General features: G+C 63.2%; 37 protein-coding genes and 1 tRNA gene. 33 read left to right on the forward strand and 5 right to left on the reverse strand.

What is annotated here, in order from left to right; all coding sequences use genetic code 11:
* Positions 1-645: transposase (locus B1526_RS06485; RefSeq protein WP_162287950.1), on the forward strand; the 645-nt coding region annotated here is incomplete at its 5' end.
* A gap of 101 nt (positions 646-746) precedes the next feature.
* On the opposite strand, the gene B1526_RS06490 is transcribed toward B1526_RS06485, so the two are convergent.
* The 5 genes from B1526_RS06490 to B1526_RS06510 all read right to left on the reverse strand — a co-directional run bounded on the left by B1526_RS06490 (position 747) and on the right by B1526_RS06510 (position 4,229).
* Complete coding sequence (locus tag B1526_RS06490; RefSeq protein WP_133088494.1) at positions 747-1,136, reverse strand: ImmA/IrrE family metallo-endopeptidase; 390 nt, start codon at positions 1,134-1,136, stop codon at positions 747-749.
* Positions 1,137-1,197: 61 nt separating this feature from the next.
* On the reverse strand, positions 1,198-1,965 hold the full coding sequence (locus tag B1526_RS06495) for a DUF1829 domain-containing protein (RefSeq protein WP_095615260.1): 768 nt from the start codon (positions 1,963-1,965) through the stop codon (positions 1,198-1,200).
* The gene (locus B1526_RS06500; RefSeq protein ID WP_095615261.1) at positions 1,962-2,414 is read right to left on the reverse strand and encodes a DUF6978 family protein; all 453 of its coding nucleotides are present in this window, start codon (positions 2,412-2,414) and stop codon (positions 1,962-1,964) included. The genes B1526_RS06495 and B1526_RS06500 overlap by 4 nt, the downstream gene beginning before the upstream one ends.
* A 331-nt stretch (positions 2,415-2,745) precedes the next feature.
* Entirely contained in the window at positions 2,746-3,690 is a 945-nt protein-coding gene (locus B1526_RS06505) for an Abi family protein (RefSeq protein WP_095615262.1), read from the reverse strand.
* A 137-nt stretch (positions 3,691-3,827) separates the two neighbouring features.
* Entirely contained in the window at positions 3,828-4,229 is a 402-nt protein-coding gene (locus tag B1526_RS06510; protein WP_133088496.1) for a hypothetical protein, read from the reverse strand.
* Positions 4,230-4,311: 82 nt separating this feature from the next.
* Here B1526_RS06510 and B1526_RS06515 point away from each other — a divergent pair, with 82 nt between their 5' ends.
* The 32 genes from B1526_RS06515 to B1526_RS06655 all read left to right on the forward strand — a co-directional run bounded on the left by B1526_RS06515 (position 4,312) and on the right by B1526_RS06655 (position 22,602).
* On the forward strand, positions 4,312-4,575 hold the full coding sequence (locus tag B1526_RS06515) for a helix-turn-helix domain-containing protein (protein ID WP_157908711.1): 264 nt from the start codon (positions 4,312-4,314) through the stop codon (positions 4,573-4,575).
* On the forward strand, positions 4,572-5,132 hold the full coding sequence (locus B1526_RS06520; protein WP_095615265.1) for a hypothetical protein: 561 nt from the start codon (positions 4,572-4,574) through the stop codon (positions 5,130-5,132). Before B1526_RS06515 ends, B1526_RS06520 begins: the two co-directional genes overlap by 4 nt.
* Positions 5,129-5,326 (forward strand): hypothetical protein, encoded by a 198-nt coding sequence (locus B1526_RS06525; protein WP_095615266.1) that lies wholly within the window; start codon positions 5,129-5,131, stop codon positions 5,324-5,326. Before B1526_RS06520 ends, B1526_RS06525 begins: the two co-directional genes overlap by 4 nt.
* On the forward strand, positions 5,323-6,228 hold the full coding sequence (locus B1526_RS06530) for a hypothetical protein (RefSeq protein ID WP_095615267.1): 906 nt from the start codon (positions 5,323-5,325) through the stop codon (positions 6,226-6,228). The genes B1526_RS06525 and B1526_RS06530 overlap by 4 nt, the downstream gene beginning before the upstream one ends.
* Positions 6,225-6,455, forward strand: coding sequence for a hypothetical protein (locus B1526_RS06535; RefSeq protein WP_095615268.1), 231 nt, complete (start codon positions 6,225-6,227; stop codon positions 6,453-6,455). Before B1526_RS06530 ends, B1526_RS06535 begins: the two co-directional genes overlap by 4 nt.
* A gap of 12 nt (positions 6,456-6,467) precedes the next feature.
* Complete coding sequence (locus B1526_RS06540) at positions 6,468-6,821, forward strand: hypothetical protein (RefSeq protein ID WP_095615269.1); 354 nt, start codon at positions 6,468-6,470, stop codon at positions 6,819-6,821.
* A gap of 333 nt (positions 6,822-7,154) precedes the next feature.
* On the forward strand, positions 7,155-7,487 hold the full coding sequence (locus tag B1526_RS06545) for a hypothetical protein (RefSeq protein WP_095615270.1): 333 nt from the start codon (positions 7,155-7,157) through the stop codon (positions 7,485-7,487).
* A 1-nt stretch (position 7,488) separates the two neighbouring features.
* Positions 7,489-8,046, forward strand: a complete 558-nt coding sequence (locus tag B1526_RS06550; RefSeq protein WP_095615271.1) for a single-stranded DNA-binding protein — start codon at positions 7,489-7,491, stop codon at positions 8,044-8,046.
* Positions 8,047-8,057: 11 nt separating this feature from the next.
* The gene (locus tag B1526_RS06555; protein ID WP_095615272.1) at positions 8,058-8,795 is read left to right on the forward strand and encodes a hypothetical protein; all 738 of its coding nucleotides are present in this window, start codon (positions 8,058-8,060) and stop codon (positions 8,793-8,795) included.
* Complete coding sequence (locus B1526_RS09185; RefSeq protein WP_162287951.1) at positions 8,792-9,262, forward strand: RusA family crossover junction endodeoxyribonuclease; 471 nt, start codon at positions 8,792-8,794, stop codon at positions 9,260-9,262. The genes B1526_RS06555 and B1526_RS09185 overlap by 4 nt, the downstream gene beginning before the upstream one ends.
* Complete coding sequence (locus B1526_RS06560) at positions 9,259-10,242, forward strand: helix-turn-helix domain-containing protein (protein WP_162287952.1); 984 nt, start codon at positions 9,259-9,261, stop codon at positions 10,240-10,242. Before B1526_RS09185 ends, B1526_RS06560 begins: the two co-directional genes overlap by 4 nt.
* A 112-nt stretch (positions 10,243-10,354) precedes the next feature.
* Positions 10,355-10,606 carry a hypothetical protein gene (locus tag B1526_RS06565; protein WP_095615274.1) on the forward strand — a complete coding sequence of 84 codons (252 nt, stop codon included), beginning with the start codon at positions 10,355-10,357 and terminating at the stop codon, positions 10,604-10,606.
* An 89-nt stretch (positions 10,607-10,695) separates the two neighbouring features.
* Positions 10,696-11,523, forward strand: a complete 828-nt coding sequence (locus B1526_RS06570) for a BRO family protein (RefSeq protein ID WP_162287953.1) — start codon at positions 10,696-10,698, stop codon at positions 11,521-11,523.
* 2 nt (positions 11,524-11,525) lie between these two features.
* A complete protein-coding gene (locus B1526_RS06575) occupies positions 11,526-11,723 on the forward strand; it encodes a hypothetical protein (protein WP_095615276.1) in 198 nt (65 codons plus the stop codon).
* The gene (locus B1526_RS09135) at positions 11,720-11,893 is read left to right on the forward strand and encodes a hypothetical protein (RefSeq protein ID WP_157908712.1); all 174 of its coding nucleotides are present in this window, start codon (positions 11,720-11,722) and stop codon (positions 11,891-11,893) included. Before B1526_RS06575 ends, B1526_RS09135 begins: the two co-directional genes overlap by 4 nt.
* Before the next feature lie 68 nt (positions 11,894-11,961).
* Complete coding sequence (locus tag B1526_RS06580) at positions 11,962-12,690, forward strand: hypothetical protein (RefSeq protein WP_095615277.1); 729 nt, start codon at positions 11,962-11,964, stop codon at positions 12,688-12,690.
* Positions 12,691-12,787: 97 nt separating this feature from the next.
* Positions 12,788-13,114 (forward strand): HNH endonuclease, encoded by a 327-nt coding sequence (locus B1526_RS06585; protein ID WP_095615278.1) that lies wholly within the window; start codon positions 12,788-12,790, stop codon positions 13,112-13,114.
* Positions 13,115-13,352: 238 nt separating this feature from the next.
* Positions 13,353-13,712, forward strand: a complete 360-nt coding sequence (locus B1526_RS06590; RefSeq protein WP_133088501.1) for a hypothetical protein — start codon at positions 13,353-13,355, stop codon at positions 13,710-13,712.
* A complete protein-coding gene (locus B1526_RS06595; RefSeq protein WP_095615280.1) occupies positions 13,684-15,126 on the forward strand; it encodes a terminase large subunit domain-containing protein in 1,443 nt (480 codons plus the stop codon). The genes B1526_RS06590 and B1526_RS06595 overlap by 29 nt, the downstream gene beginning before the upstream one ends.
* Complete coding sequence (locus B1526_RS06600) at positions 15,123-16,559, forward strand: phage portal protein (RefSeq protein WP_095615281.1); 1,437 nt, start codon at positions 15,123-15,125, stop codon at positions 16,557-16,559. The genes B1526_RS06595 and B1526_RS06600 overlap by 4 nt, the downstream gene beginning before the upstream one ends.
* The gene (locus B1526_RS06605; protein ID WP_095615282.1) at positions 16,516-17,832 is read left to right on the forward strand and encodes a VG15 protein; all 1,317 of its coding nucleotides are present in this window, start codon (positions 16,516-16,518) and stop codon (positions 17,830-17,832) included. Before B1526_RS06600 ends, B1526_RS06605 begins: the two co-directional genes overlap by 44 nt.
* An 83-nt stretch (positions 17,833-17,915) precedes the next feature.
* Positions 17,916-17,998 (forward strand) — tRNA-Tyr (locus B1526_RS06610).
* Between the two features lie 63 nt (positions 17,999-18,061).
* The gene (locus tag B1526_RS06615) at positions 18,062-18,658 is read left to right on the forward strand and encodes a capsid assembly scaffolding protein Gp46 family protein (protein WP_095615283.1); all 597 of its coding nucleotides are present in this window, start codon (positions 18,062-18,064) and stop codon (positions 18,656-18,658) included.
* A gap of 19 nt (positions 18,659-18,677) precedes the next feature.
* Entirely contained in the window at positions 18,678-19,634 is a 957-nt protein-coding gene (locus B1526_RS06620; RefSeq protein ID WP_095615284.1) for a major capsid protein, read from the forward strand.
* Positions 19,627-19,788 carry a hypothetical protein gene (locus B1526_RS09140; RefSeq protein WP_157908713.1) on the forward strand — a complete coding sequence of 54 codons (162 nt, stop codon included), beginning with the start codon at positions 19,627-19,629 and terminating at the stop codon, positions 19,786-19,788. Before B1526_RS06620 ends, B1526_RS09140 begins: the two co-directional genes overlap by 8 nt.
* 12 nt (positions 19,789-19,800) lie before the next feature.
* A complete protein-coding gene (locus B1526_RS06625; RefSeq protein WP_095615285.1) occupies positions 19,801-20,208 on the forward strand; it encodes a Gp19/Gp15/Gp42 family protein in 408 nt (135 codons plus the stop codon).
* A complete protein-coding gene (locus B1526_RS06630; RefSeq protein WP_095615286.1) occupies positions 20,205-20,567 on the forward strand; it encodes a hypothetical protein in 363 nt (120 codons plus the stop codon). The genes B1526_RS06625 and B1526_RS06630 overlap by 4 nt, the downstream gene beginning before the upstream one ends.
* Positions 20,568-20,578: 11 nt before the next feature.
* Entirely contained in the window at positions 20,579-20,782 is a 204-nt protein-coding gene (locus tag B1526_RS06635) for a hypothetical protein (RefSeq protein WP_235607087.1), read from the forward strand.
* The gene (locus tag B1526_RS06640; RefSeq protein WP_095615288.1) at positions 20,779-21,165 is read left to right on the forward strand and encodes a hypothetical protein; all 387 of its coding nucleotides are present in this window, start codon (positions 20,779-20,781) and stop codon (positions 21,163-21,165) included. Before B1526_RS06635 ends, B1526_RS06640 begins: the two co-directional genes overlap by 4 nt.
* A gap of 28 nt (positions 21,166-21,193) precedes the next feature.
* Positions 21,194-21,826 (forward strand): hypothetical protein, encoded by a 633-nt coding sequence (locus B1526_RS06645; RefSeq protein WP_095615289.1) that lies wholly within the window; start codon positions 21,194-21,196, stop codon positions 21,824-21,826.
* An 81-nt stretch (positions 21,827-21,907) separates the two neighbouring features.
* A complete protein-coding gene (locus B1526_RS06650; RefSeq protein ID WP_095615290.1) occupies positions 21,908-22,258 on the forward strand; it encodes a hypothetical protein in 351 nt (116 codons plus the stop codon).
* Between the two features lie 110 nt (positions 22,259-22,368).
* A complete protein-coding gene (locus tag B1526_RS06655) occupies positions 22,369-22,602 on the forward strand; it encodes a hypothetical protein (RefSeq protein ID WP_095615291.1) in 234 nt (77 codons plus the stop codon).
* The last annotated feature ends 12 nt before the right edge of the window (positions 22,603-22,614 follow it).

The raw sequence follows: 22,614 nt of genomic DNA on the forward strand, positions 1-22,614 counted from the left end.
GAGTTCACAAGACGCGTCGGGGTGGTCGCCATGGACGCGTTCGCCGGCTGGAAGCAGGCCGTCGAATCCGTCGTGCCCCACGCGGTCGAGGTCATCGACCCGTTCCACGTCGTGCAACTGGCCGCCGCCCGCGTCACCAAGGTGCGCTGCCGCCTGCAACGCGACGCCACCGGCAGGCGCGGTGTCAAGGGCGACAGGCTCTACGACTGCAGGCGCGCCCTGCTGACCAGCGACGAATACCTCGGCGCACGCGGCCGTGCCAGACTCATGACCCTGTTCGCCATCCAGACCAACCACGACCTCATGCTCGCCCACGACGTCTACCAAAGGGTCATACACGCCTACCGGTGCGACGACCGGCGACGCGGCGAACGCATGATGCGCGAGCTGATCGACGACCTGACCGGACCGGGGCGCTACAAAGGCTGCCGGGAACTCGCCTCCCTCGGCCGCGTGCTCAAAAGACGCATGCGCGACATCCTCGCCCTCTTCCGCCACCCCCACTCAAGCAACGGACCCACCGAAGCCATCAACGGCAGGCTCGAGACCCTGCGCGGCAACGCCATGGGCTTCGCCAACACCACCAGCTACATCCAACGATGCCTCATCCACAGCAGCCAACTCAAAGACATCCTTACACACTAACCTGAGAAGAGCCCCATTCGTAGATGACCGACTCGCCTTTCACCGCTCGACTATCAAATGCCAATCTCTGCTCTCCTTTACCTATCGCACACGCACGCCAATCACTGCACCACCAGCCGCGGATCGTCATGCAGGCGCTCGCGGAACGCTTCGATGGCCCATGGCAGCACGTTGAGCTCGCGTGCCATGCCGATCGTATTGCCCTCGTACACGGCCTCGGCGTACGCGTACTCGAGCGGCGAGATCAGCATCGCCGCCGCCTCGATGTCCGCGCGCCGCTCCGCCCACCGGTCGCACCGGCAGCCGGCGTCACGATGCCTCGCGTGGCTGATCTCATGCGCGAGCACGCAGCGGCGCTGCACGTCCGTCAGCCGCGAATCTAGGACGATCAGATCCAATCCGGGCACGTAGCAGCCCTCATAGCCGCCAAGCAACGGCTGTTCGGCCACACGCGCCCAGCGTGACGCTTCCATAAGCAGTGAATCTTCCATATCGGCTGATTCCTAATTATGCGAAGAATCACGGTGTAGGCCGGGAAACGAAGAGAGCCTACTACGATACAAGTCCCAGCCCCCTGCCATCGAGGATGCTGGAATAGGGGAGCACCTGTACGCCGAGATTCTCGAATGCGGTCCGGGCGTCCTTGTTCAACGCGTGCTCGCGGTCATCGCCGATGACGATGAGCTGTGACCCGCGCCGTTCCGGGCTGAGCACTGTATCCTGCCATGCAAACATGATGTCCCTCACCGCGGTCTTGTTGAACTGGTTCGGCGCATCGCAATACCGCGTCGGATGATCTGCGTTCCGCTGGAACAGGAAGTCGAAGCTATGCTCATACGTGCTCGCTCCGCGGATAATGATGTCACGCGTGAAGAACACGCCGCTCGATTCCAAGGCGTTGGCCACATCCTCGGCGAAATACGTCGCCACACGCGACGACGACGTCTCCGACAACGACCGCACATGCATGAGCGCCTGCACGAACCGATTCAACGCATCGGGCCGCGATCCCCCGGTCTTCAGCGTCACGACCCCGCCGTCGGCCGAAGCGCCGAACCTGCGCAGAATCGTCTCCATGCGGTCGCCGCGTGCGCCGGTCATCGATACGCCACGCATGGAAAGATCCGCCAAGGTCCATCCATCATCAGAAAACTCCGTCTGCCCGTCACGCACACGCATATAGAAACTCAGGTAATCATCGGATTCATCGAGCAGGGGCAGGCTGATCTCTGTCCAGCCGTTGCGGGCGCGGGTGGAGGATTGTTCCACCAGCCACTGCGAATACTCCTTGACGGGGTCCATCACCTGCGTCTTGTTCATGACAGGCTCCCTTGCATGTTCGGCCTCTCCACCACATGGAATTCATCGAGCAATCTGATTATATCCGCAACAAAATCCGGGCTGCCTATGTCTACCGCAACGGCAAACCGGTCATTGAAGCCCTCACGATACACATGCAGGTGGGATCCGTGCACCATGGTCCCATCCGGGTTCGAATGCACCCGTGAATCACCCACGCATAACCGCATCAGCATTATGTTCCCATTCGAGCGTAACGCGCAGATGCTTGAACGCCCATCGCCAAGACCTCCTTGGTACATGGCTATCGTGAACCGCTCGCCAGCGTCGGAGACGACCGGAAAGCTCTTGCCCTGCTCGCGTGGGGCCGGCACTGTGAAATAACTGACCGCCGTACGCTTGATTGCTTCAATCAGCGCATCGGCTTCACTCTGTGTAAGAGGGAAGCCATCCTCTTTCCTCTTGGCCATCGCAGACTCCTTTCTTCTTGCGGACAACTCCCTCGGCAGTATCACCGGCTGGCATCCGTTCCTCAGGTTCCTCTACCGCGTGATAATGCGAGTCGAAAAGTCCCTTGACGGAAGCAGCAGACTCGTCACGAAGTACGTGGCCATTGTCAAGGTGCTCAGCCATACCTCCGCGGCATCGCAGCCAAAGCTATTTTGATGCGGCGAGACAACCCGTGACATGCGCAACACCCTACTGCACCACCAGCCGCGGGTCGTCATGCAGGCGCTCGCCTCCATGTCTGCGTGCCGTTTCGCCACAGGTCGCCGTGCCAGTGCCAGACTTGGGTTGCATTCAGATTCTACGCAAGGATTCCATATAGTCACAGTAGTCTTCGAAGCCGCCGACTCCCATAGAATCGAATACCTGTGGTGCGATGCCCGGCAATCTCTTCATGATGTACAGCATGAGGGACTCAACCTGCTGCAGGAATTCACGATGGTCCTTCTTCGTCAATACCAGCTGTAGATCTCGCATGAGCTGGAACAGCGAATTGTTCAGGCCGAATGGGCGTGCGCAATACAATCGCTCGTCATGTGCGCAGATGTTCCTAAAGTTCTTGATACGGCTGTAAATCGAATCCAGTTTCGCCGACGTGATCGCCATCGGCTTGCGATGCGACTTGGTGTAGAGGAACTCGAATTGCCGGGCGACGGCACCCCTCTCGGCAGGGCTCATGATTCGGTAGAACGTGGTGACCTGACCGATGCTCATGTCGTTCGCCAGCACCCAGAGCGGCACTTCACCATCATGGCTGGCGATGCAGTGGTGCAGATACTCCTTGCCGCCCCTTTCTGGGGCTCTGCCACCGTTGTCGATAATCTTCTCCATCGTGCGCAACATGCCCGAAACGATGTCCCGTTGCTCGGAGGATGGCTGAAACAGGTTCTCTCGATTCAGATACGCATTGGGCTCGTCGAGATGGTCCTGAGAGAAGCAATAGGCGCATACGGTACGAAGTACGGCTTCCGCCAAGGTAAGGGCTTTGAATACGGCGAACCGTAGTCTTCGGTCAAAATCAAAGAGAGTGAGGATGTCCTCGAACCGAGTGCCAGACATGAAACGGTCGTCTCCGGCGGCGGCACTTGCATCACGGTCCAGAAAAGGATTCTTGTAACCGTTCACGACAGAATAGTAGCCCTCGCGCATCAATGCCGTCTCGGTGTCTCGGTCACAGATGACCCCACGACTCTCAAGTAAGGAGATCTGATCATCGATAGAAGTAAACGGCTTATGCATCAAACCTCCATGTAATGCGCAAAGACCGTTTCACCGAAAACGGGAAACGGTCTTTACGAACTGGACAACGCCCAGCTTTCTCACATACCCCAATCTATCTGAGAATACCCGAGTTGGCAAATTCTCACGACACGCCGTCATTCATCGTTCACCGCATCCTCTGCCTTGATACGCTCGGCCATATCATAGATGTCGATACCATTGTCCGCGTCCGCGAGCGCAGCATTCGCATCATCGACAGCGGCGTTGGCGCAGCCTTTGTGGGTGTTCGCGAGCGCCATGTTTTGTGACTCGGTAATAGCTGATTGCAACGTCTGCGGAGCAGATTTTTCGAATAATTCGCAAAGTGTGCAGAACTCATCAAGCGTTGGAGGGCCCATCGTCTCAAGGAACAATCCCGAGAGGCGAGATGGCGTCATCCCAGTCATCTTCGCCATCTGCCTATAGGAAAGGTCCCTCCGGTCCTCTTCCTTGATCTTTGCGAGGATTCTTACCGCTGCTTTGTCCAGCGAGCTCCATCGTCGTGCTGTCTTTGCCATATACCCAGCATAGTGTATTCACTTATCGACACGCCGTCTTTATTTGAGTTGACAATTGTCTTTAAGTATGTACACTGAAGGCATGATGAAGTTACTTAAAGACAGTGGGTTGGAGCTTTCGCGGCTAGCCGTGGAAGAGCTGGACCGGATGGCGGCCTATCAGGGCGAATCAAAGACGTCCATCGCCGAGGCAATCGGCATGGGCAGGCCCACCGTCTCCGCCAAGCTCAACGGCCACAAGCGCATCACGCTTGACGAATTCATCACTATGTCACAAGCAATCGGCGTTGACCCGGTGCAGGTGCTGGCGAAGGCGCTCGCGTCCAAGGAAGGAGAATCGAAATGACGACCATGAATGAGAATCCGGTGTCGGTCGAGGAATTCGAACTGGCGAATCCGGCGCTTGTCGGGGCCATGAGGAACGCCGTCCGCAGGGAACTGGAACTCTCGCGCGCGGACGGCGCCGAATCAAGGCAGGCACGGGCCCTGCGCCGAATCATCGGGGAGGAGATCGCCGGCGCGCACCTTACCGAAAACGGCAACGAGGCAATCTATCGGATCAAGCGTGCGACCGACGAAGTGCTCTCGCAGCTATCGGCGTTGAGGGCCGACCTTGTCGCTGATCACATCGACGTCGTAGGCGATGGAACCGACCCCTCCATCAAGGTCGTCCAAACCAGCGGACAGATGCGCCAAGCCCTCGCACAGCAGTCGCATCCGTTCGTCCCGGTCAGCGGACTTCGCGGCCTCGCTGAACTTGTCCGATGCGGAAAGAAAACGGGAACGCCCCATGTCGTCACCTCCTTCCTGCAACTCATCTGCATCATCACACCAATTGTCGCATCAGCGCTCATCGCCAGACAAATCAAGGCGCTCGCGTCCAAGGAAGGAGAATCGAAATGAGCATCAGGGATTCGGGAGGGTTCGCCATCATGCGTCGCCCCGACCTCGACGCCAGCGGCGCGAAGATCTGGGAGGCCTGCATCCACATCGGCAATGGGCGGCACGCCACGATCCGGTACACCAAATCCGACCTGCAATATATCCGCGCACTGATCGGCAAGGAACTCAAGGCCGAGAAGGAGGAATCGAAATGACCACCACATGTGACCTGAGCGTCGACTGGAACCGATGCGCGTACTGCAGCGAACTGCGCGATCGCGTGCAATCCGCCAGTGACCTGCGTCTCGCCTGCTCGCAGAGGCTCGACCAGGCATGGGAGGAATACCGGGCGGAACGCGAACGCGGCGTCGTGTCGTTCGGTACCGTGACGCACCGTGCCTGGCAGGCGCGCATCGACAACCTCGACCGTCAGTTGCTCGCCGCCGACGCCGCGGCGGGGGAGGCCATCGACGAGTGGGCGGACTGCATCCACGAGCACCACCGCCGCTATGAGGCCCGACAGCAGGAGGCCGGGGATGGCGAGGCGTGCGCGGACGACATGCCCTGCATGGTCGATGTGCACACGCCATGCACCGGCCACTGCTGCACCGAACAGCAGGACGCCGCGGCCGATCTGGACGAACCATTCGAAAAAGAGGACAGGCTCGCGCGGGAACTGTTCGGCAAACTGTGGTACGGCGACGTGCCCGAACTCGACCTGCCGAAAAGCTACTCGACGCTCAGTCCGATGACACTGGCCCACTGCGCACGCGCCATCGGCCTGTACAAGCGCCTGCTCACGCACCACGCGCCCGACCTCACCGACAACCGCCCGGCATGGGTGGCGCGCCGCCTGATGGACGCGTTCTACGACGCCGCCGAAGCACGCGAAGACGCCCTCGCGGACGAGAAGAGGGAGCAGGAAACAGCTTCCTTCCCCACGCCGCAGGAGCGTGCCGCGGATTTCAGTGAACGCGACCAGTGTGACCCGGACGACGGCGAACGCGAGAAGAGCCGGGAGGCGGCCCGCAGGATCATCGCCGACTACATGGGCGTCGACCCGGACGACGTGCACATCATCTGCTCCGGCGTCTTCGGAGACGGGGACGCACGATGAGCGCGCCCAAGGACAACAGCCGCGTCCCATTGGGCGAACGCCTCGCATGGAGCCCCGAACAGGCCGCCCAGGTCTACAGCCTCGACGTACGAGGCGTACGCCACGCCATCAACACGGGCGAGCTCGACACCTTCCGCGCCCCCAACCGCGAAGGACTGCCCGGCCGACGCAAGGTCAGCCGCGCCGCCATGGACCGGTGGATCCAGACACTGACGAACAAAGAATGAAGGACACACAACATGAACGACCACGAACACCGACCCTCCATCCCCGCACGCCTGCTCGCCGTGCTCAGCGTCCCCACCGCCCTCGCATCGTTCCTCTACGTGGCATGCGGCGTCGGATTCTACCGCGCGCCGTGGGGATACACCATCGCATGGCTCACGCTCATCGCATCCCTCGCCTACGGCCTGCCCATGCTCGACACCACGATCGACACGTGCGCGATCATCTGGCATCGGACCAAGCGCGCGGCATGCCATGTGCGGCGTGCGCTCGCGGACGGCCATGCCAACCATCATGCTTCCGCGTCCATGCGTCCTGTGCGTGTGGTGCGCGGCTGCGGCAAAGGACAAGCCGCAAACACCAAATAACCGAACAGACGCGCGGGGATGCGGCGGGCCCATTAACTACTCTGGCGCCGCATCCACGCGCACGGGGCCGTGCAAGCTGGCCCCACCCGCATACGATCCGGCCGCTTCTCCCAACCCACGTGTTGGCCGGTGGCGATGCGCGGTGGAGGAGGGTGCGATTCCCTCCCGGCCCGCTCAGGTGGACGCGTCAACGTCACCCCCACGTCCGGTGATAGCCCCGGCCCGGGGGAGCGATGGGAGCGGGTGCGACCACATGCTCCTGTACTCACCGGGATGCGCTCCCAGCGCGCCCACCCACCTACCTACGACACCGAAGAGAAGAAAGGAACACACATGGAGATCGCCGCACGGGAACACACGTGGCCGGAGGAGGCGCAGTGCATGACGGCCGCGCACGACCGCCTCTGCGCCGAGGGGCGGCTGCGCCCGCTCGTCGTCGAGACCGTCATGGCCGACGCGAAGTGCTCGCACCGTGTCGGCCGCGTCAAAATCCACCAGACGGAAGGCGGCAGGACCGCGGTGAGCGCGCGCTCATGGCTCGACGGCCTCACCCGCGGCGAACTGATCCTAGTCGCGGCCGCCGGCCTCAAACTGCACAATCAGGCGATGGCCCGCGCCGCCCATTACACAGGCACGGACGCGGACTCGCAGACGGAGGGGGAGTGACATGGCGGGAGAGACCATCATCACCGTCGTCGGCAACCTGACGCGTGATCCGGAGCTGCGCACCGTAGGCAACGGCGCCACGGTCGTCAACTTCACGATCGCCTCGTCGACGCGCACGTTCAACCGCAACACCAACCAGTGGGAGGACGGCGACACCCTGTTCATGAACTGCTCGGCGTGGGATTCGCAGCATACGGCGCTCGCGAGCAACATCGCGCACAGCCTGTCCAAGGGCATGTCGGTCATCGCGCAGGGACGCCTCGTGCAGCGCACGTACGAGACCGAAAACCACGAGCAGCGCACCGTCGTCGAACTGCGCGTCGACACCATCGGCCCATCGCTGCGCCGCGCCACCGCGCAGGTGAACCGCCAACACAACAACAACGGCGCCGCGCCACAGTATGCGCAGCCGTCCACGCCCGGCTCGGGCGCACCATACCAGGGCGGCGCCACCCAGACGACAACCGCACAGGACCCGTGGGCCGCCGACGCCGCCAGCGGCTTCGGCACCACCTTCGGAGCCACGCCCGCCACCAACAGCGACGAGGACGACTTCTAAGGGCGGCCACCATGTTCGAGGGACTCATCGACTGGGACAAATACATCACAGCCAACCGCGAGCGCATCGACGAGATGCGCGGCGCCAACACAGACACCGATACAACCAACAACACCGAGACCGTAAGGGAGGCACGCATGGCACGGCCGAAAAACTCAGACATCCGCATGTGGTGGCACACCGCGTGGGGCGAGCTCAACGTCAACCAGCAGCATCAGGCGACAGCCCTCTACCTCAGGGAGCACGGCGAGCAATTCGAGCCGATCGCGCACGACGTCGGCGTCCTGCTCGCCGACAACCCGCACCGCACCCTCGTCGAGGCCGTCAAGCTCGTCACCACCATGAGCGACACCACCGGCGCGGACAGCGAACCGGCCCTGGCACCAGCCGCGGACGCCATGCCTGACGTGGCGGCGCTCGCGGACACCACCATGCGTGACGTGGCTGTCTGGGAGCCGGGCATGGTAGTCGGCGAGCTGCCGCCGGACGTGCGCGACGGGGTCGAGTCCGAGGCGGAACACAACGCGAGGGTCGCGCGTGAGCATCCCGGCCGGTGGGTGCTGCACCGTGTCCTGCACGGCACGGGCAGGGCCACCACGCGGGCGGCGCAGTCCCTCGCCTCGTCCGTGCGCAACGGCCGGCCCAAGGCCGCGTTCGCTCCCGCCCACGCGTTCGACGCGTGCGCCCGCAATGTCGCCGAGGGCCTGTGGCACGTCTACATCAAGGCCACCACGGGGGCGCGGCCATGATGGCGCCGACGCACGAGGACCCCGACTTCTGCCGCGAGTGCGGCGAGACCGTGCTCTCGCTCGACCTGACCGAGCGGCAGCGACTCGTCGCCAACGGCTCGCAGATGACCGTGAGCGCGGGCGCGCGGGCCGCGCGCAAGGACGCCAAGAACGCGCTCAAGGAGCGCGGCTACCATCTGGCGCGCAACCACATCGCTCGTCATCCCGGCTTTACGCCGTTTCGACGCTGCGATGTCGCCTATGTGGTCCTCTACCCGCGTCGGCAGCCGAACGCCGACCCGGACAATTTCTTCCCCACGCTCAAGCCCGTCGTGGACGGGCTGACCATCGGCGGGCTATGGCCCGACGACTCCAGCCGATACATCCGGCAGCGCACATTCCTGCAACCGCGTCGCACGACCGGCAAGACCGGATTGTGGCGCATCGAGATCCATATCATCCCCATCGAGGGAGAGGAGGAGTCATGAGCCTGCAAGCCACCACGTGGGCGCTCTACGACGCGACACGCGACCTCGACGCCAACGAGTTCCGCCTGCTCATGGTCATGGCCGACATGGCCGACCAGAACGGGCGCAACATCTACCCAAGCGCCGCAACCCTCGCCGACCTGTGCGGCGTGACCACACGCACCATCCGCACCAAGCTCGCCAGCCTCGAAACCAAAGGCCTCATCATCCGCGACGACCAGAGCATCCTCGCCCACATCCCCGCCAACCGCCGCCCCATCGCATGGCGCCTCAACATGGACGGCAACGCGCCCACCACGGCACCGGCGACGGTGGCGGAGGCCACACAACCTAGTGGTGAAAACATTGCACCCCAGACCACGGATCCAACCGGGGCGGCCTCTGGGGTGAAAACGGCCTCTGGGGTGAAATCAGGGGTGAAACCTGATAGGAAATCTGGGGTGAAACATGCTTTCACACAAACCCATTCCAAAGGAAGAACCGTAGAACCGGGAGAGGCCGCGCGCACGCGCGAAGCCGAACCCAAACCGCAACCCGCCGCCGGCACCGAGGCCGCGCTCGCCGTCTGGCAACCCAACGCCGAGGCCCGCGCCCTCGCCGACGGGGCGCACGCCGACCTCGTCGCCGAAGCCGAGAAATTCCGCTGCAAACAACTCGCCGACGGGCACATCGCCAAGAACCTCGACGCCGCGTTCACCCTGTGGCTGCGCCGCGGCATCGAAGGCGGCTACCTCACCCCAGCCACCCGCGAACGCCCATCCGACACACGCCACAAGCCCACGCCGCCAACCACGCACCGGCACACATGGGACTGCGCACACGTCAAAGCGATCATGAAACCACACGAAGCCGAATACAGCCACGAACGGCACGGATGGGGCGCATCCGACTGGATGACCGCCTGCCAAACCGAAGCAGACCGCCTCAACCAGACCGAAGGAACATCCGCCGCGGCGCTCGCGGACGGAGGCGACGCATGAACCCCATCGGCGCATTCGGCCTCGGCGGACTGACCGCCTGCATGCTCGCCCTCATCCTCACCGGCGTCATCCGCCTCATCGACGACCACCACGACCGCAAAGGAAAACACTGATGGCCACCAACGTCAGCGAACGCGCGAGCGCACTCAACGACGTGCTCGCCCTGCTGCGCGCACATGCGCAGGCCACCGCCGAGGACCACACCCTCGATCCGCGCCATGACCTGACCGACCGCGTCTACATCGCCGGCAAACAGGCCGCGCTCGCGGACATCACCGCCGCCATCGGCGACATGCTCGCGTCCCTGTGGGCCACCAACACCAGCGAGGGGAGCGGCGACACGTGCGCGACACGATCATCCTGACCATCATCTGCGCCCTCATGCTGCTCATCAGCTGGTGGGGCGACATCCACCACTTCTAACGATCCAAACAAATGTTCGAAGGAGACACCATGACCACCGAACCCGCCGCCTACATCTTCCACGAACACCACGTGCGCATCCTCACCGACCACAACGACGCGCCATGGTTCATCGCCAAGGACGTGTGCGACATCCTCGGCACGGACACCAAGGACCTGCGCGCGATCCTCGACACCGACGAAATCACAAACCTCGATACTATCGAGGTTCAGCCCACCGCCGGCCGCGCACCGCTGATCATCAGCGAATCCGGCTTCTACAAACTCGTGCTGCGCTCGCGAAAACCGGTCGCCAAGGAATTCCAACGCTGGGTCACCCACGACATCCTCCCATCCATCCGCAGACACGGCGCGTACATGACACCCGACACCATCAAGGCCGCGCTCGCGGACCCCGACACGATCATCATGCTCGCCACCCGCCTCAAAGAGGAAACGTCACAGCGCGAGGAAGCTCAGGAACAGGTGCGCACACTGGCACCCAAAGCCCAAGCCTATGAGGACTTCTGCGAAGCGCCCGGACTGCTGACCGTGCGCGACGCCGCCTCCCAACTGACCACCGCGGGCGTGCCCATCCGCGAATGCGAACTGCGCGCATGGCTGCTCGACCACAAATGGATCTACCGCAAGGACAACGGCTACCGACCCTACGCGGCACACAAGGACGCCGGACACGTGATGCTCGTGCCACCACGACGCCCCGGCAGGCACCACAACGGCACACCATTCGCACTCGACCCCACCTGCAAGATCACCCGCCGCGGCCTGACCCTGCTCTACCAGAGGATCGGCGCCGAACGCATGCGCGGACAACTCCACTACGACAACCAATACCCATTCGACGACCAGGAGGCATAAGCATGGTCAGCAAATACAAAACAGAAATGATCCTCAAATGGCACGCTGACGGCATCAGCGTCACCCGCACCGCCAGCCTACTCGGCCTCTCCGAAGCCGAGGTCACCGACGTCATACAAACCGGTGGAAACCCAACACCCGACAAACCACAACCACCCGAATTCAGCGACGTACCACTCTGGCAAGGCGACCGACCATGAACAACAACAACCCCCTACGCGCCGCGCTCGCGGAAATCAACGACCTCTACACACACCGCGAACAAGCCCGCGACCCATGGACGAGCGACCACTACGACTACGACGACGGGTACACGAGCGGACTCGCACAGGCGATCGCCATCATCGAAGCCCACCTGAACAACCAATAAAAGCCCCATCGTCCTTCCGGACTCAGGGGCGCCGATTCCACAAGCCATGATACCGGAAGGACACCCGCATGCAGCCCACCGCCACCCGCATCCGAGACGACATCCACGATCTGCGCGAACAAGCCGCCACATTGGAGGAGCTCGCCACACGCCGAATCCGCATCCCACACGACGGCGGCCGCGGCATGACCAGCGCACCCACACCCATCAACCTCACCGCGGCCGACCTGCTCGACCAGACCCTCGCGCTCGCCCGCATGCTCGCCACCACCGCCGGCCTACGATACGGCAGGAGCATGAGCGTGCATGGCCTGCTCAAAGGCCTCGACCGCGACGAACCCTGCGCAGCGCTCGCCACCCGTACGGACGCGTGGGACATCGTGCGCCTCGTCGACGACGCCGCATGGCACGCCCGACAACTCACCGAACCCGAACCCTCGCACCGGTACGTCGGAGTCTGCGAGCGCTGCGGCTACGGCGCATGGATCCCCGAGACCCAACCCATCAATGAGACCGACCACCGGTGCGTCATGTGTGGGCATATGAGCCCGATCGCACAGATCGCCCAAGCACACGAACTCCGCCTGCTCACCAGTGGCACGATCGGCACCGGAGCCGAGCTGCGCCAACAGCTACGCGCATGCGGCCTGCCCGTCAACGCGAACACCATGCGCTCATGGGTCAAACGCGGCCGCCTCAAACCAGTCGGCACCAACGACGAGGGCATACCGGTGTTCGCGCTCGCGGACATCCTGCTGTTGAGGCGCGGGCTTGACAAACGCGGGTGCAACGCCTAGGGTTACTAGTATTGCGCGACGCGTGTAGCTGAGCGCGAGGATACGGCCTCGGACGGTGTGGACTGTCCGGGGCCGTGAACGTATCGGGGAGCGGATCATGGGACGGGCCAACCCACGCAGCGCGAACGGGCACCGCCGCCGGCAGCTGCGCGCGCGTGTGCTCGCCGCGTACGACACGTGCGCGATCTGCGGGCAACCGGTCGACAAAACATTGCGCACACCACATCCGCTAAGCGCCGAGGTCGATGAGGTCATCCCGGTGTCGCGCGGCGGCGACCCGCTCGCATGGGACAACGTACGCCTGACGCACCGGCGCTGCAACCGGCTCAAGAGCAACAAGAGCGACGACTACGCGCGAGCGCAGCTCGAGCATCGGCCGCAGCCGCAGGCGACTTCGCTGCCGTTGCACGCGAGCGCGTGGTGACCGTCGCCCGACACGCCCGGAATGGTGGGGAGGGTACCCCGGTGGGCCTTGGAGAGGCCACCTCGGGTGCAGTGCCGATATCCCCCCAAGGATGCACCAATCGTTACATGAAACGATTCGTAACGAAAGAGCGGTGATGATCATGCGATGCTGCGTATGCGGGACAGAGCTGCAATACAGCGGCCACGGCAAGAAACCACGCTACTGTTCATCCTCCTGCCGCGTGAAGGCGAAACGCATGCGAGACAAGATCGGCGCCCGCCCCGCCGCCACCAAGAAAGAGAAAGCCGTGCTCGCTGGCGACGACTTCGAATATAAGGACCGCGACATCCCCGCCAACCGCCGACACGACGTCGACCTCGCCTTCGAACGCAAGATGGATGAACCGCTCGAGACCACACTGCGACGTAACCGCGCACGCCTGCAGGAAGCGATCGACGACCCGGACTGCCCGCCGGCGGCGCTCGCGGCGCTTAGCAAACAGCTGATCGCGGTGAGCCGCGAACTCATGGAGATACGGGGCAGTGACGACGTCCTCGCGATGCTCGACGACGATGAGGTGATTCACGATGACGAATTCAGGGCGGAAGCTGTCTGACCTCGCCTCACACCTCATCATCCCCGACGGCATCGTGAAGACCCGATTCCCGCGCATCGCCAAACTCGCGCAGATCGCCGGCATCACATACGACCCGTGGCAGCAAGGGCTGCTCACTCTCATGTACGGGCTACGCAAGGATGGAAGATACGCGTGCGGGGCCGGAGGACTCGCTGCAAGCCTGCCTCGACAGGTGGGCAAGACCTTCACGTTCGGCACCGCCGCGTTCCTCGATTGCCTGCTCACCCCAGGGCTCAAGGTGCTATGGACCGCACACCGCTCCCGCACCTCCGACGAAACCTTCGCCAGCATGCAGACACTGGCGCACGACGCGAAACTTGCCCGCTACGTGGCCACCATCCGCCGTGCCAACGGCCAACAGGAAATCGGATTCCACAATGGATCACGCATCCTGTTCGGCGCTCGCGAACAGGGGTTCGGACGAGGATTCGACGGCATCGACCAGATCGTGTTCGACGAGGCGCAGATCCTGACCGAACGCGCCCTGGACGACATGGTCCCCGCCACGAACACGGCCGCCAACCCGCTCATCGTGATGATCGGTACGCCACCCAAACCGGGTGACCCCGCCGAAATCTTCCGGGACAAACGACGGACGGCACTCGCCGGCGCGGACAAGGACCTGCTGTACGTCGAGTTCAGCGCCCCGCGCGGCAGCGACCTCGACAACCGTGAGACATGGGCGTCCGCGAACCCGTCCTATCCGCAACGCACCAGCGAGACAGCCATCGCACGTATGCGCGCCATGCTGTCCGACGACTCGTTCCGCCGTGAGGCGCTCGGGATCTGGGACAAGACCGACATCGCACACGCCATCGACCCACGGCAGTGGGAGCAGGCCGGCGTCAGTAGACGGCGCGACGGCGGCGCGGTCTCGTTCGCGATCGACATGCCGCCGGACCGTGCGAGTGTGGCGATCGGCGCGTGCATGCGATACGCGGACAAAAGCGCCCACGTCGAGCTCGCACGCTTCGAGAGCACCGGACAGAACGGCGTCGCTTGGGCGGTCGACTGGATCGCCGAACGGTGGGCCCGCACCTGCAGCGTCGTCATCGACGCACAGTCGCCGGCCACCGTGCTCGTGCAGGACCTCAAGGCCCGCGGAGTGCGCGTCACACTGACCAACTCCACCGACATGGGGCAGGCATGCGGCCGGTTCGTCGACATGCTGCGCGACGGCACACTGCACCACCTGCAAGACCAGGAAGCGCTCGACATCGCCGTCAAAGGCGCCACGAAACGCAACATCGGACAATCCGGCGCGTTCGGATGGAACAAACGCACGGCCGACGTGGACATCAGCCCGCTCGTAGCCATCACGCTCGCCCTGCACGGGTCGTGCACCACACACCGCAACCCGCTCGAGACCAGAAGGGTGATACGACTGCCATGAGCCTGACCTTCCCCAACACAATCAGTGGATTGGGTTCCAGTGAGCAGAAACTCTACCGCACGCTCCTGCGCCGCCTGATCGCCAAGCGCAAACGCAACGGGCTGCGCCGCGCCTACATGGACGGCCGCAATGAACTGCACGACATCGGCTACGCCCTGCCGCCCGTCGCCGCCGACATCGACATCGTCGTCGGCTGGCCCGCCAAGGCTGTCGAAGGCCTGTCCAACAGGGTGGCCATGGACGGTCTGCAATCCGAGTCCGGCGACGACCTGACCGACCAGGTGCAATCCATCATGGACGTCAACGATCTGATGGCCGTCGCCGACAGCGTGCACACCGACGCGCTCGTGCACTCCTGCAGTTTCGTGGCCGTCCTCGCGGGCGACGCGGATCTGGGAGAGCCGGCCGTGATCGTCCAGGAGTTCACCGCGGACGTGGCCACCGGCATCTGGGACAAACGGCGCCACCGGCTTGAAAGCGCGCTCCTGTTCGACGTGTCCGACGACTACAGGCGCATCGACTGCGCCTATCTGATGCGCTACGGCATGACCATCACCATCGAACACGACCGCACCGGATGGCACGTCGCCGACCGCTACGAGGACGACGCGGACCGCATCCCGTGCGAACTGTTCGCCTACAAGCCCGACGAGCGCCGACCGTTCGGCCGCAGCCGCATCGACCGCGCCGTCATGAGCCTGACCGACTCCGCGGTGCGCACGTTCCTCAGGAGCGAAATGCAGGCCGAGCTCTACTCGGTGCCGCCCCGCTACATCCTGGGCGCGAGCGAGGAGATGTTCTCCGACGAGGACGGTACCCCGATCCCGCGCTGGCGGCTCATGCTCGACCAGATGCTCATCCTGCCGCGCGACTCCTCATCCGGCGAAGTGCCGCAGGTCGGCCAGTTCACGCAGTACAGCTTCGAGCCGCACAGCGCGCAGCTGAGGCAGACCGCGACGATGTTCGCGTCCGCCACGAGCCTGCCGCCGGATGCAATGGGCGTGCTCACCGACAACCCCAGCTCGGCCGAGGCGATCGACAAGGCCACCAAGGAGCTGTGCCTGCTCGCCGAGAAATGCCACCGGTGGTTCGGCAACCCGTGGCGCCACGTCATCGACCGCGCGCAGCGGGCCGCCGGCGACGGCGACGTGCAGGCAGTGCGCCCTCAATGGCGTAACCCATCGACACCGAGCAGGGCTGCCGCAGCGGACGCCGCAGTCAAGCTCGTGCAGGCCAACATCCTGCCCGCCGACTCCGAAGTCACCTACGACATGCTCGACCTGAGCGACGAACAACGTCGCATCCTACGCATGGAACAGCAGCGCAAGCGCAGCGAGCAACGCATAGACGAGCTGCGTGCCAGCATGATAAACGGACGGGGGACGGCGAATGCGACTGAACCGAATACCCCTCGCACCCTCCAGCAAGGCTGAATTCGAGAAGCAGCTCAACGAGCTGCACAGACTCTATGAAGCGGATCTCGAGAATCTTGTCGATGCGGCGACCTACGAAATGGAGGCCTGCCGTCCAGAGGAACGACAGGATCTAGTCCTGCAATACACGCGTGACGCCAGCCAGCTGACCAACGACTACTACATGTCCACGCGCATGATGTGGGAGCAGTACGCAGGGGTGCAGTTCCCGGAATTCACACCCGAGCTCTACGATCCATATGAGACTCTTTACCATCAGGTAGGAGGCTTCAGTGGCACGGATTGGAACGGAACGAACTACACCCAGTTGACTGAAGGTCAGTCAAGAGCTGGGTTGAGCGTCGAATCCCTCTGGCCTGATTATCACAGCGTCGATGACTGGCAACAGCTTATCGCGGAGATGATTGAACGCTCGGCCCGTGATACGACGTGGAGCAACCAGGAAAAGGATCCGACACACCCGCGATGGGCACGTGTCACGATGGGGGCAAAGCCTTGTGCGTTCTGTATCATGCTTGCCTCCAGAGGATTCGAATACCGGACAAAGAACAGCGCGGAACTCGGCGGGTCGTTCCATGACGGCAAATGCCATTGCAAAGTGGTGTGCAGTTGGGGTGCGGATCAACGCATCGCCTATGAGCAGCAACACTACCGAGCTATGTATGAGGCGGCCAAGAAGGATGCTGGAAGCGTAGATGAAGCCAAGATCCTCATGTCCATGAGACGCAAGTACTACAGGCAACTCTCAGATGGAGTACGTCCGCCCAAGAAACGCACCTCATGGGTCAAGGAGAAAAGCTTCACAAACATGCGTGAAGAACAATCCTTGAGCCCGCGGCAATGGAATAGAAGACAGAAGGCGCTTGGGATACCGCCCGGAATCGACATGCTGGAGATGCATGAAATAGTCACGATGGAACGTTTCAAAGAGCTGGGTCAGCATTTCGTCTGGGTACCTCAAGAACGGGAGAGCTTCACGCCGACAAATGACTTCAGGTGGAAGGAACGCGATCTTCTCGTCGAGCTCAAGGGAACGACGAAAAAACATCCCACCTATACTACGCTTTCCTCTTTGATTCAAAAGGCCGTGAACAAAGCAGCTAAGCATGGTGTGGTCAAAGACACTTTCCTGCTCGACCTACGTGGGGCGAAGGTAGCTCCAGAAGTATTCGAGAAACTGGCTGGATACAACCTGAGGGTGCCGATTCCAATCCGGCACCTTTTCATCATGGATGATTCACCCGAAGGACTGTGGGAGATGACACTGGAATGAGAGAAGGGAGCCAATCCCGCGCTTTCCAACTGTTATTTCAAGCCAGCACGGGGACTCCCTTCACTTCAAAGTATACAACACCCGGTGGATTGCCGCAGTAGCCGACCGGAGCCGACTGTAAATCGGCCGCCATTGAGCCGCGCAGGTGCAAATCCTGCATCCACCACTCATCGCGGACCCCGCACGCCGCGTCGCTAACCGTGCGCACCACACAGCAAAGGAAACAGCAATGCCGAAACTGCACAACCCCGACCTCTGGCAGCAGTCCAGCCCGCGCCCGTACCGCACCGTCACCGGCAACGGCGAAGGCGGCTCGTCCGACACCGAACCGAAGGAACCGCCACAGCAGGAGCCAAACGGCGAACACGACGGCGACAGTACGGACGCGTCCAAGGAGTTCAGCCATGCACTCGCCAAACGCGTCGCCGAGATCGAGCAGAAGTACGAGGCCAAGCTCAAGGACTACGAGCAGCTCAAGGAAAAGGCCGCGGCCTATGACGAGCAGCGCGAGTCGGGCAAGTCCGACATGGACAGGCTCAACGAACGGATTGCCGCGATCGAGGCGGAGCGCGACAAGCTCGCCGCCGAGAAGCAGCGCCGCGAACTCGTCTCCCGCGTCGCCAAGGAGACCGGCATCTCTTCGGACGTGCTCGCCATGCTCGCCGCCGACGACGAGGACAGCCTCAAGGCCGCGGCCGAGACACTCAAGGAGCAGTTCGGCAAGACGGGACGCAGGGGAGCTCCACCGGCCGGCCACTCCGACGGGCATGCGCCCAAGGACGACCGCCATGGCATGGACCTGCTGCGCGACGCCTACAACAACTGACTGACGAAAGGAGGCCATCATGGCCATCACATTGACGGAGGCGGCGAAACTGTCGACCACCGATCTGCAAAAAGGCGTCCTCGAGACGTTCGTGCAGACATCCCCGGTCCTTGACCGCATCCCGATGCTCGAGATCGAGGGCAACGCCTACGCATACAACTCCGAGGCGACCCTGCCGGGAGTGGAGTTCCGCGCGGTCAACGGATCCTACTCCGAATCCACCGGCACCGTCAACCAGAAGAGCGAGACGCTCGCGATCCTGGGCGGCGACGCGGACGTGGACCGCTTCATCCAGCAGACCCGCTCCAACCTCAACGACCAGCGCGCCACCCAGACCGCGATGAAGGTCAAGGCGATCTCGTACAAGTTCCAGGACACGTTCATCAACGGCGACACAACGACCGATGCGAACAGCTTCGACGGGCTGAAGAAGCGCCTGACCGGCAACCAGGTCATCGACGCGGACACGAACGGCCTGAACGTCGTGGGCAGCTCGAACGCGGACATCCACACGTTCCTCGACAAGCTCGACGAACTGCTCGCCGCCGTTCCCGGCATCAACGGCACGAACGGCGCGATCTACGCGAACGCGAAGATCATCCGCAAGATCGCGTCCGCACTGCGCCATGTGAGCCTCGACGCGGTGCTCATGGAGGACATCGCCGGCAAACGCGCCATCCAGTGGAACGGCATCCCGATCCTCGACCTGGGCACCACCGCTGCCGGAGACGACATCCTGCCCCTGACCGAGACACAGGGCACCGCCTCCAACACGTCCTCCATCTACGCCGTCAGGTTCGGCGTGGACGAGGGCGACCAGGCCGTCACCGGACTGACCAACGGCGGCGTGCAGGTCGAGGACCTCGGCCAGCTGCAGAGCAAGCCCGCCTACCGCACGCGCATCGAGTTCTACTGCGGCATGGCCGTGTTCGGAGGCAAGGCCGCCGCGCGCCTGAAGGGAGTGCTCAATGGCTAGGAAAACCACCGCCGGCTCTGAAACAGAAACCGCCGGCGAGACACCGGCTGGGCGCATCGAGGTGTTCGACGTGGACTGCCCGGACGGCGCGCGCCGCCGGGTGACGCGCAACATCGACACCGGCGAGCAGACGGTCGAGCACGTCGGCGAGTAAAGGAGGACGGCCATGGCACCGTATACGGAACCGTTCGCGTCGGTGGACGAACTCGAGGCCGGATGGCACACGCTGCTCGACTCCGAACGGGCCAAGGCAGGAGTGCTCCTGGTCCGCGCCACGCGACTGATCCGCGCGCAATGCCCCGGATGGCAGGCGGCGGAACAGTCGAATCCGGGCATCTGCGCCGACGTATGCTGCGCCATGGTGCAGCGCGCCATGGCCGCATCGGGCATCGACATGCCGGACGGTGTCAAGCAGATGAGCCAGACGACCGGCTCGTTCCAGGACTCGTACACGTTCGACAACCCCAGCGGCAACCTCTACCTGCGTGACGAGGAACGGCGCGCGCTCAGCCCACGGCGCGGGCGCGCATTCACCCTCACCTACGCACAACGATTCGGGGAGGTTCGGGCATGATCCCAACCGACTATGAGACCGTGACGGTCTCGCGCAGCCGCGTGACCATGATCGACGGCCGGCGCCACAGCGAACCGCCCGAACCGGTCGGCACAATCGGTGTGCTTGTAGCGCCTGTCACACGGGAACGGCAGCTGGAGACCGGACGGGTCACGCTGGTCTCCGGCTATGACCTGTACCGGCGCGGACACGCCACGCTCGACATACGCGAGGGCGACCTCGTCGACGTGCGCGGCGAGACGATGACCATCACCGAAACCCCCATGCAATGGAGGCGCGGGGAACGCGTCATCGGCTGGCAATGGCACTGCGAACGAAGGGAGGACCAATGGGTAGATTCTGCCGCAAATTCACATTGAACCGCGCCAACGTGCAGAAACAGCTCCTGCACAACGAGCAACTGCTCGACAACGTGCAGGAACAGGTCGAGGGCATGGCCGAAGTGCACCCCAGCATCAAGGTGTGGCGCAACGACGACCGGGACCGCGGCTCAGTGGTCGCGACCATCCCCATGTCGGTCGAGGACGCGCACCGCGGCCTGATGAGCGAACTCCTGGGCAAGGTGCGCATATGAGCATGCGACTGCTCACGGCCGACCCGTCAGCCATCGTGGTAGACGCCATCCAGTCCGCGCTCGATGGTGTGCCTGTGGGCTACGACATGCCACCGGGCAACCGGAAACTGTTCCTCACCCTCGGTGCCGGGGCGCAACCCACGGCGGCCACCCAACGCTGGACCCTCACCATCAGCGCCTACAGTCACAATGACGCCGGCGTCACAGACCACACGGACGCGCAACAACTGTGGAGGCTGGCCGCGCAGGCCATGCTCGGCCACCGGCTCGACTGGCCGTTGTGCGACGTGGCGGTCCAGTCGGGGCCCATGGACAACCACGACGCCAACCTCGGCGTCGACTACGTGTACGGAGCCCTCCTGCTCACCGTTGCATGCATCTGAACCAACCAACAACCAGAAGGAGGCCAGCATGGCCACATCCACCACACCGTCCAAAGCGACGGCCCAGACATCCGTGACGGACACCGACTTCGTCAAATCCGGCAACGACGCCAGCTTCGTGCGCCTGATCAAAGAAGCGGCGGTCTTCCGCTACGACGTGGGCGACACCACCATAGGGGATCTCAAAGCGGACTGGAGACCGGCCGAAGGCAAGCTCCCGTTCGGCTATTTCAGCGAGGACGGCATCACCGTACACCCCGAATCCGGCGACTCCAACGACTTCGCCGCCCACAACGGCGACAACGTGGTCGCCATGACCAGCGGCGGATACTGGACCTTCGCGTTCGCCGCGCTCGAATCCAAGAAAGAGGTCCTCGAAACGTACTTCGACGCCACCGTGGCCGCGGACGGGTCCCTGACCGTGACGGGGACCGACGTCACCAAATACGCCCAGTACGTGATCGCCGGCCTCACCCAGGCCGGCAACCTCATCATCGTGCACCTGCCCAAGGCGCAGGTCAACGAACGTGAGGACTTCCAGTGGAACATCTCCAACCTGCTCAACTACGGCATGACCCTGCGCACCTACAAGGGCGGCACGGACGCGCCGTACATGTGGAAGGCATGGGGCATGGCCGAAGACGTCACACCCAACGCCTGACCCAACCCACCCATCAGGGCCCGCCACAGCACACACGGCGGGACCTCCCATATCCAGACACACGTATGACAAGGAAGAACCATGAGCGAGACCATCACCATCACACCGACCGCGGTATCCGCCGACACCGAAGCGGGTGCACGCCCGGTCAAGATCCAATACGGCCACATCAAGATGAGGCTGCCCCGATTGGACGACTCCGGACAACTTCCCATCGAACTGCTCACCGCGGGCCTGTCCGTCGTCGCCCGAGGATGGGACAACCTCACCCAGGACGAACAGATCGGCGTACTCGCCGTCTTCCTCGCCTACCTGCAACGCGAATACCCATTGCTCGGCCGCGAACTCGACAAAAGCGGCGACAAGATCGCCGACCTCGGCGCCATCATCAACGCATGGGGCTCATACGGGGACACCGACCCAAAAGCCTGACCCTCATATGGTTCTGGCGCAACCATAGGGCCACCCTCCAATACGACTGGCTCCACGCATGGCACAGCCTCTATAACCCTGACACGCTACCGCTGTACGTGGCATGGGGCATGTTCCGGGAGATCCTCAAGGACCATGCCAGCCACTGCCACGCCACACTCGCGAACTGGGCGTGGATCCCCGACGCGGCCGACCGCATCCTCTACGCATTCAGCCACTCAACGACCTCGGCCCGCAAACCGGACTGGCAACAACCCACCGACGCCACCGGCCACGCCCCGGACCCCAAACCACACGACCCACAGGCACGCCACACGCTCAACCAGCGCCTCGGCATCGAATGACCCCAACGGAGG

Source organism: Bifidobacterium criceti, assembly GCF_002286935.1.
Classification (GTDB): domain Bacteria; phylum Actinomycetota; class Actinomycetes; order Actinomycetales; family Bifidobacteriaceae; genus Bifidobacterium; species Bifidobacterium criceti.

Coding starts and splice junctions, on each gene's coding strand:
- B1526_RS06575 (WP_095615276.1), top strand. CDS start 11,526: ATGGTCAGCAAATACAAAACAGAAATGATCCTCAAATGGCACGCTGAC.
- B1526_RS06495 (WP_095615260.1), bottom strand. CDS start 1,965: ATGAACAAGACGCAGGTGATGGACCCCGTCAAGGAGTATTCGCAGTGG.
- B1526_RS06650 (WP_095615290.1), top strand. CDS start 21,908: ATGAGCGAGACCATCACCATCACACCGACCGCGGTATCCGCCGACACC.
- B1526_RS06510 (WP_133088496.1), bottom strand. CDS start 4,229: ATGGCAAAGACAGCACGACGATGGAGCTCGCTGGACAAAGCAGCGGTA.
- B1526_RS06595 (WP_095615280.1), top strand. CDS start 13,684: ATGACGAATTCAGGGCGGAAGCTGTCTGACCTCGCCTCACACCTCATC.
- B1526_RS06605 (WP_095615282.1), top strand. CDS start 16,516: ATGCGACTGAACCGAATACCCCTCGCACCCTCCAGCAAGGCTGAATTC.
- B1526_RS06655 (WP_095615291.1), top strand. CDS start 22,369: ATGTTCCGGGAGATCCTCAAGGACCATGCCAGCCACTGCCACGCCACA.
- B1526_RS06550 (WP_095615271.1), top strand. CDS start 7,489: ATGGCGGGAGAGACCATCATCACCGTCGTCGGCAACCTGACGCGTGAT.
- B1526_RS06515 (WP_157908711.1), top strand. CDS start 4,312: ATGATGAAGTTACTTAAAGACAGTGGGTTGGAGCTTTCGCGGCTAGCC.
- B1526_RS06555 (WP_095615272.1), top strand. CDS start 8,058: ATGTTCGAGGGACTCATCGACTGGGACAAATACATCACAGCCAACCGC.
- B1526_RS06615 (WP_095615283.1), top strand. CDS start 18,062: ATGCCGAAACTGCACAACCCCGACCTCTGGCAGCAGTCCAGCCCGCGC.
- B1526_RS06535 (WP_095615268.1), top strand. CDS start 6,225: ATGAGCGCGCCCAAGGACAACAGCCGCGTCCCATTGGGCGAACGCCTC.
- B1526_RS06600 (WP_095615281.1), top strand. CDS start 15,123: ATGAGCCTGACCTTCCCCAACACAATCAGTGGATTGGGTTCCAGTGAG.
- B1526_RS06625 (WP_095615285.1), top strand. CDS start 19,801: ATGGCACCGTATACGGAACCGTTCGCGTCGGTGGACGAACTCGAGGCC.
- B1526_RS06645 (WP_095615289.1), top strand. CDS start 21,194: ATGGCCACATCCACCACACCGTCCAAAGCGACGGCCCAGACATCCGTG.
- B1526_RS06540 (WP_095615269.1), top strand. CDS start 6,468: ATGAACGACCACGAACACCGACCCTCCATCCCCGCACGCCTGCTCGCC.
- B1526_RS06640 (WP_095615288.1), top strand. CDS start 20,779: ATGAGCATGCGACTGCTCACGGCCGACCCGTCAGCCATCGTGGTAGAC.
- B1526_RS06520 (WP_095615265.1), top strand. CDS start 4,572: ATGACGACCATGAATGAGAATCCGGTGTCGGTCGAGGAATTCGAACTG.
- B1526_RS06570 (WP_162287953.1), top strand. CDS start 10,696: ATGACCACCGAACCCGCCGCCTACATCTTCCACGAACACCACGTGCGC.
- B1526_RS06525 (WP_095615266.1), top strand. CDS start 5,129: ATGAGCATCAGGGATTCGGGAGGGTTCGCCATCATGCGTCGCCCCGAC.
- B1526_RS06580 (WP_095615277.1), top strand. CDS start 11,962: ATGCAGCCCACCGCCACCCGCATCCGAGACGACATCCACGATCTGCGC.
- B1526_RS06560 (WP_162287952.1), top strand. CDS start 9,259: ATGAGCCTGCAAGCCACCACGTGGGCGCTCTACGACGCGACACGCGAC.
- B1526_RS06530 (WP_095615267.1), top strand. CDS start 5,323: ATGACCACCACATGTGACCTGAGCGTCGACTGGAACCGATGCGCGTAC.
- B1526_RS06500 (WP_095615261.1), bottom strand. CDS start 2,414: ATGGCCAAGAGGAAAGAGGATGGCTTCCCTCTTACACAGAGTGAAGCC.
- B1526_RS06630 (WP_095615286.1), top strand. CDS start 20,205: ATGATCCCAACCGACTATGAGACCGTGACGGTCTCGCGCAGCCGCGTG.
- B1526_RS09135 (WP_157908712.1), top strand. CDS start 11,720: ATGAACAACAACAACCCCCTACGCGCCGCGCTCGCGGAAATCAACGAC.
- B1526_RS06620 (WP_095615284.1), top strand. CDS start 18,678: ATGGCCATCACATTGACGGAGGCGGCGAAACTGTCGACCACCGATCTG.
- B1526_RS06590 (WP_133088501.1), top strand. CDS start 13,353: ATGCGAGACAAGATCGGCGCCCGCCCCGCCGCCACCAAGAAAGAGAAA.
- B1526_RS09185 (WP_162287951.1), top strand. CDS start 8,792: ATGATGGCGCCGACGCACGAGGACCCCGACTTCTGCCGCGAGTGCGGC.
- B1526_RS06545 (WP_095615270.1), top strand. CDS start 7,155: ATGGAGATCGCCGCACGGGAACACACGTGGCCGGAGGAGGCGCAGTGC.
- B1526_RS06565 (WP_095615274.1), top strand. CDS start 10,355: ATGGCCACCAACGTCAGCGAACGCGCGAGCGCACTCAACGACGTGCTC.
- B1526_RS06505 (WP_095615262.1), bottom strand. CDS start 3,690: ATGCATAAGCCGTTTACTTCTATCGATGATCAGATCTCCTTACTTGAG.
- B1526_RS09140 (WP_157908713.1), top strand. CDS start 19,627: ATGGCTAGGAAAACCACCGCCGGCTCTGAAACAGAAACCGCCGGCGAG.
- B1526_RS06585 (WP_095615278.1), top strand. CDS start 12,788: ATGGGACGGGCCAACCCACGCAGCGCGAACGGGCACCGCCGCCGGCAG.
- B1526_RS06490 (WP_133088494.1), bottom strand. CDS start 1,136: ATGGAAGATTCACTGCTTATGGAAGCGTCACGCTGGGCGCGTGTGGCC.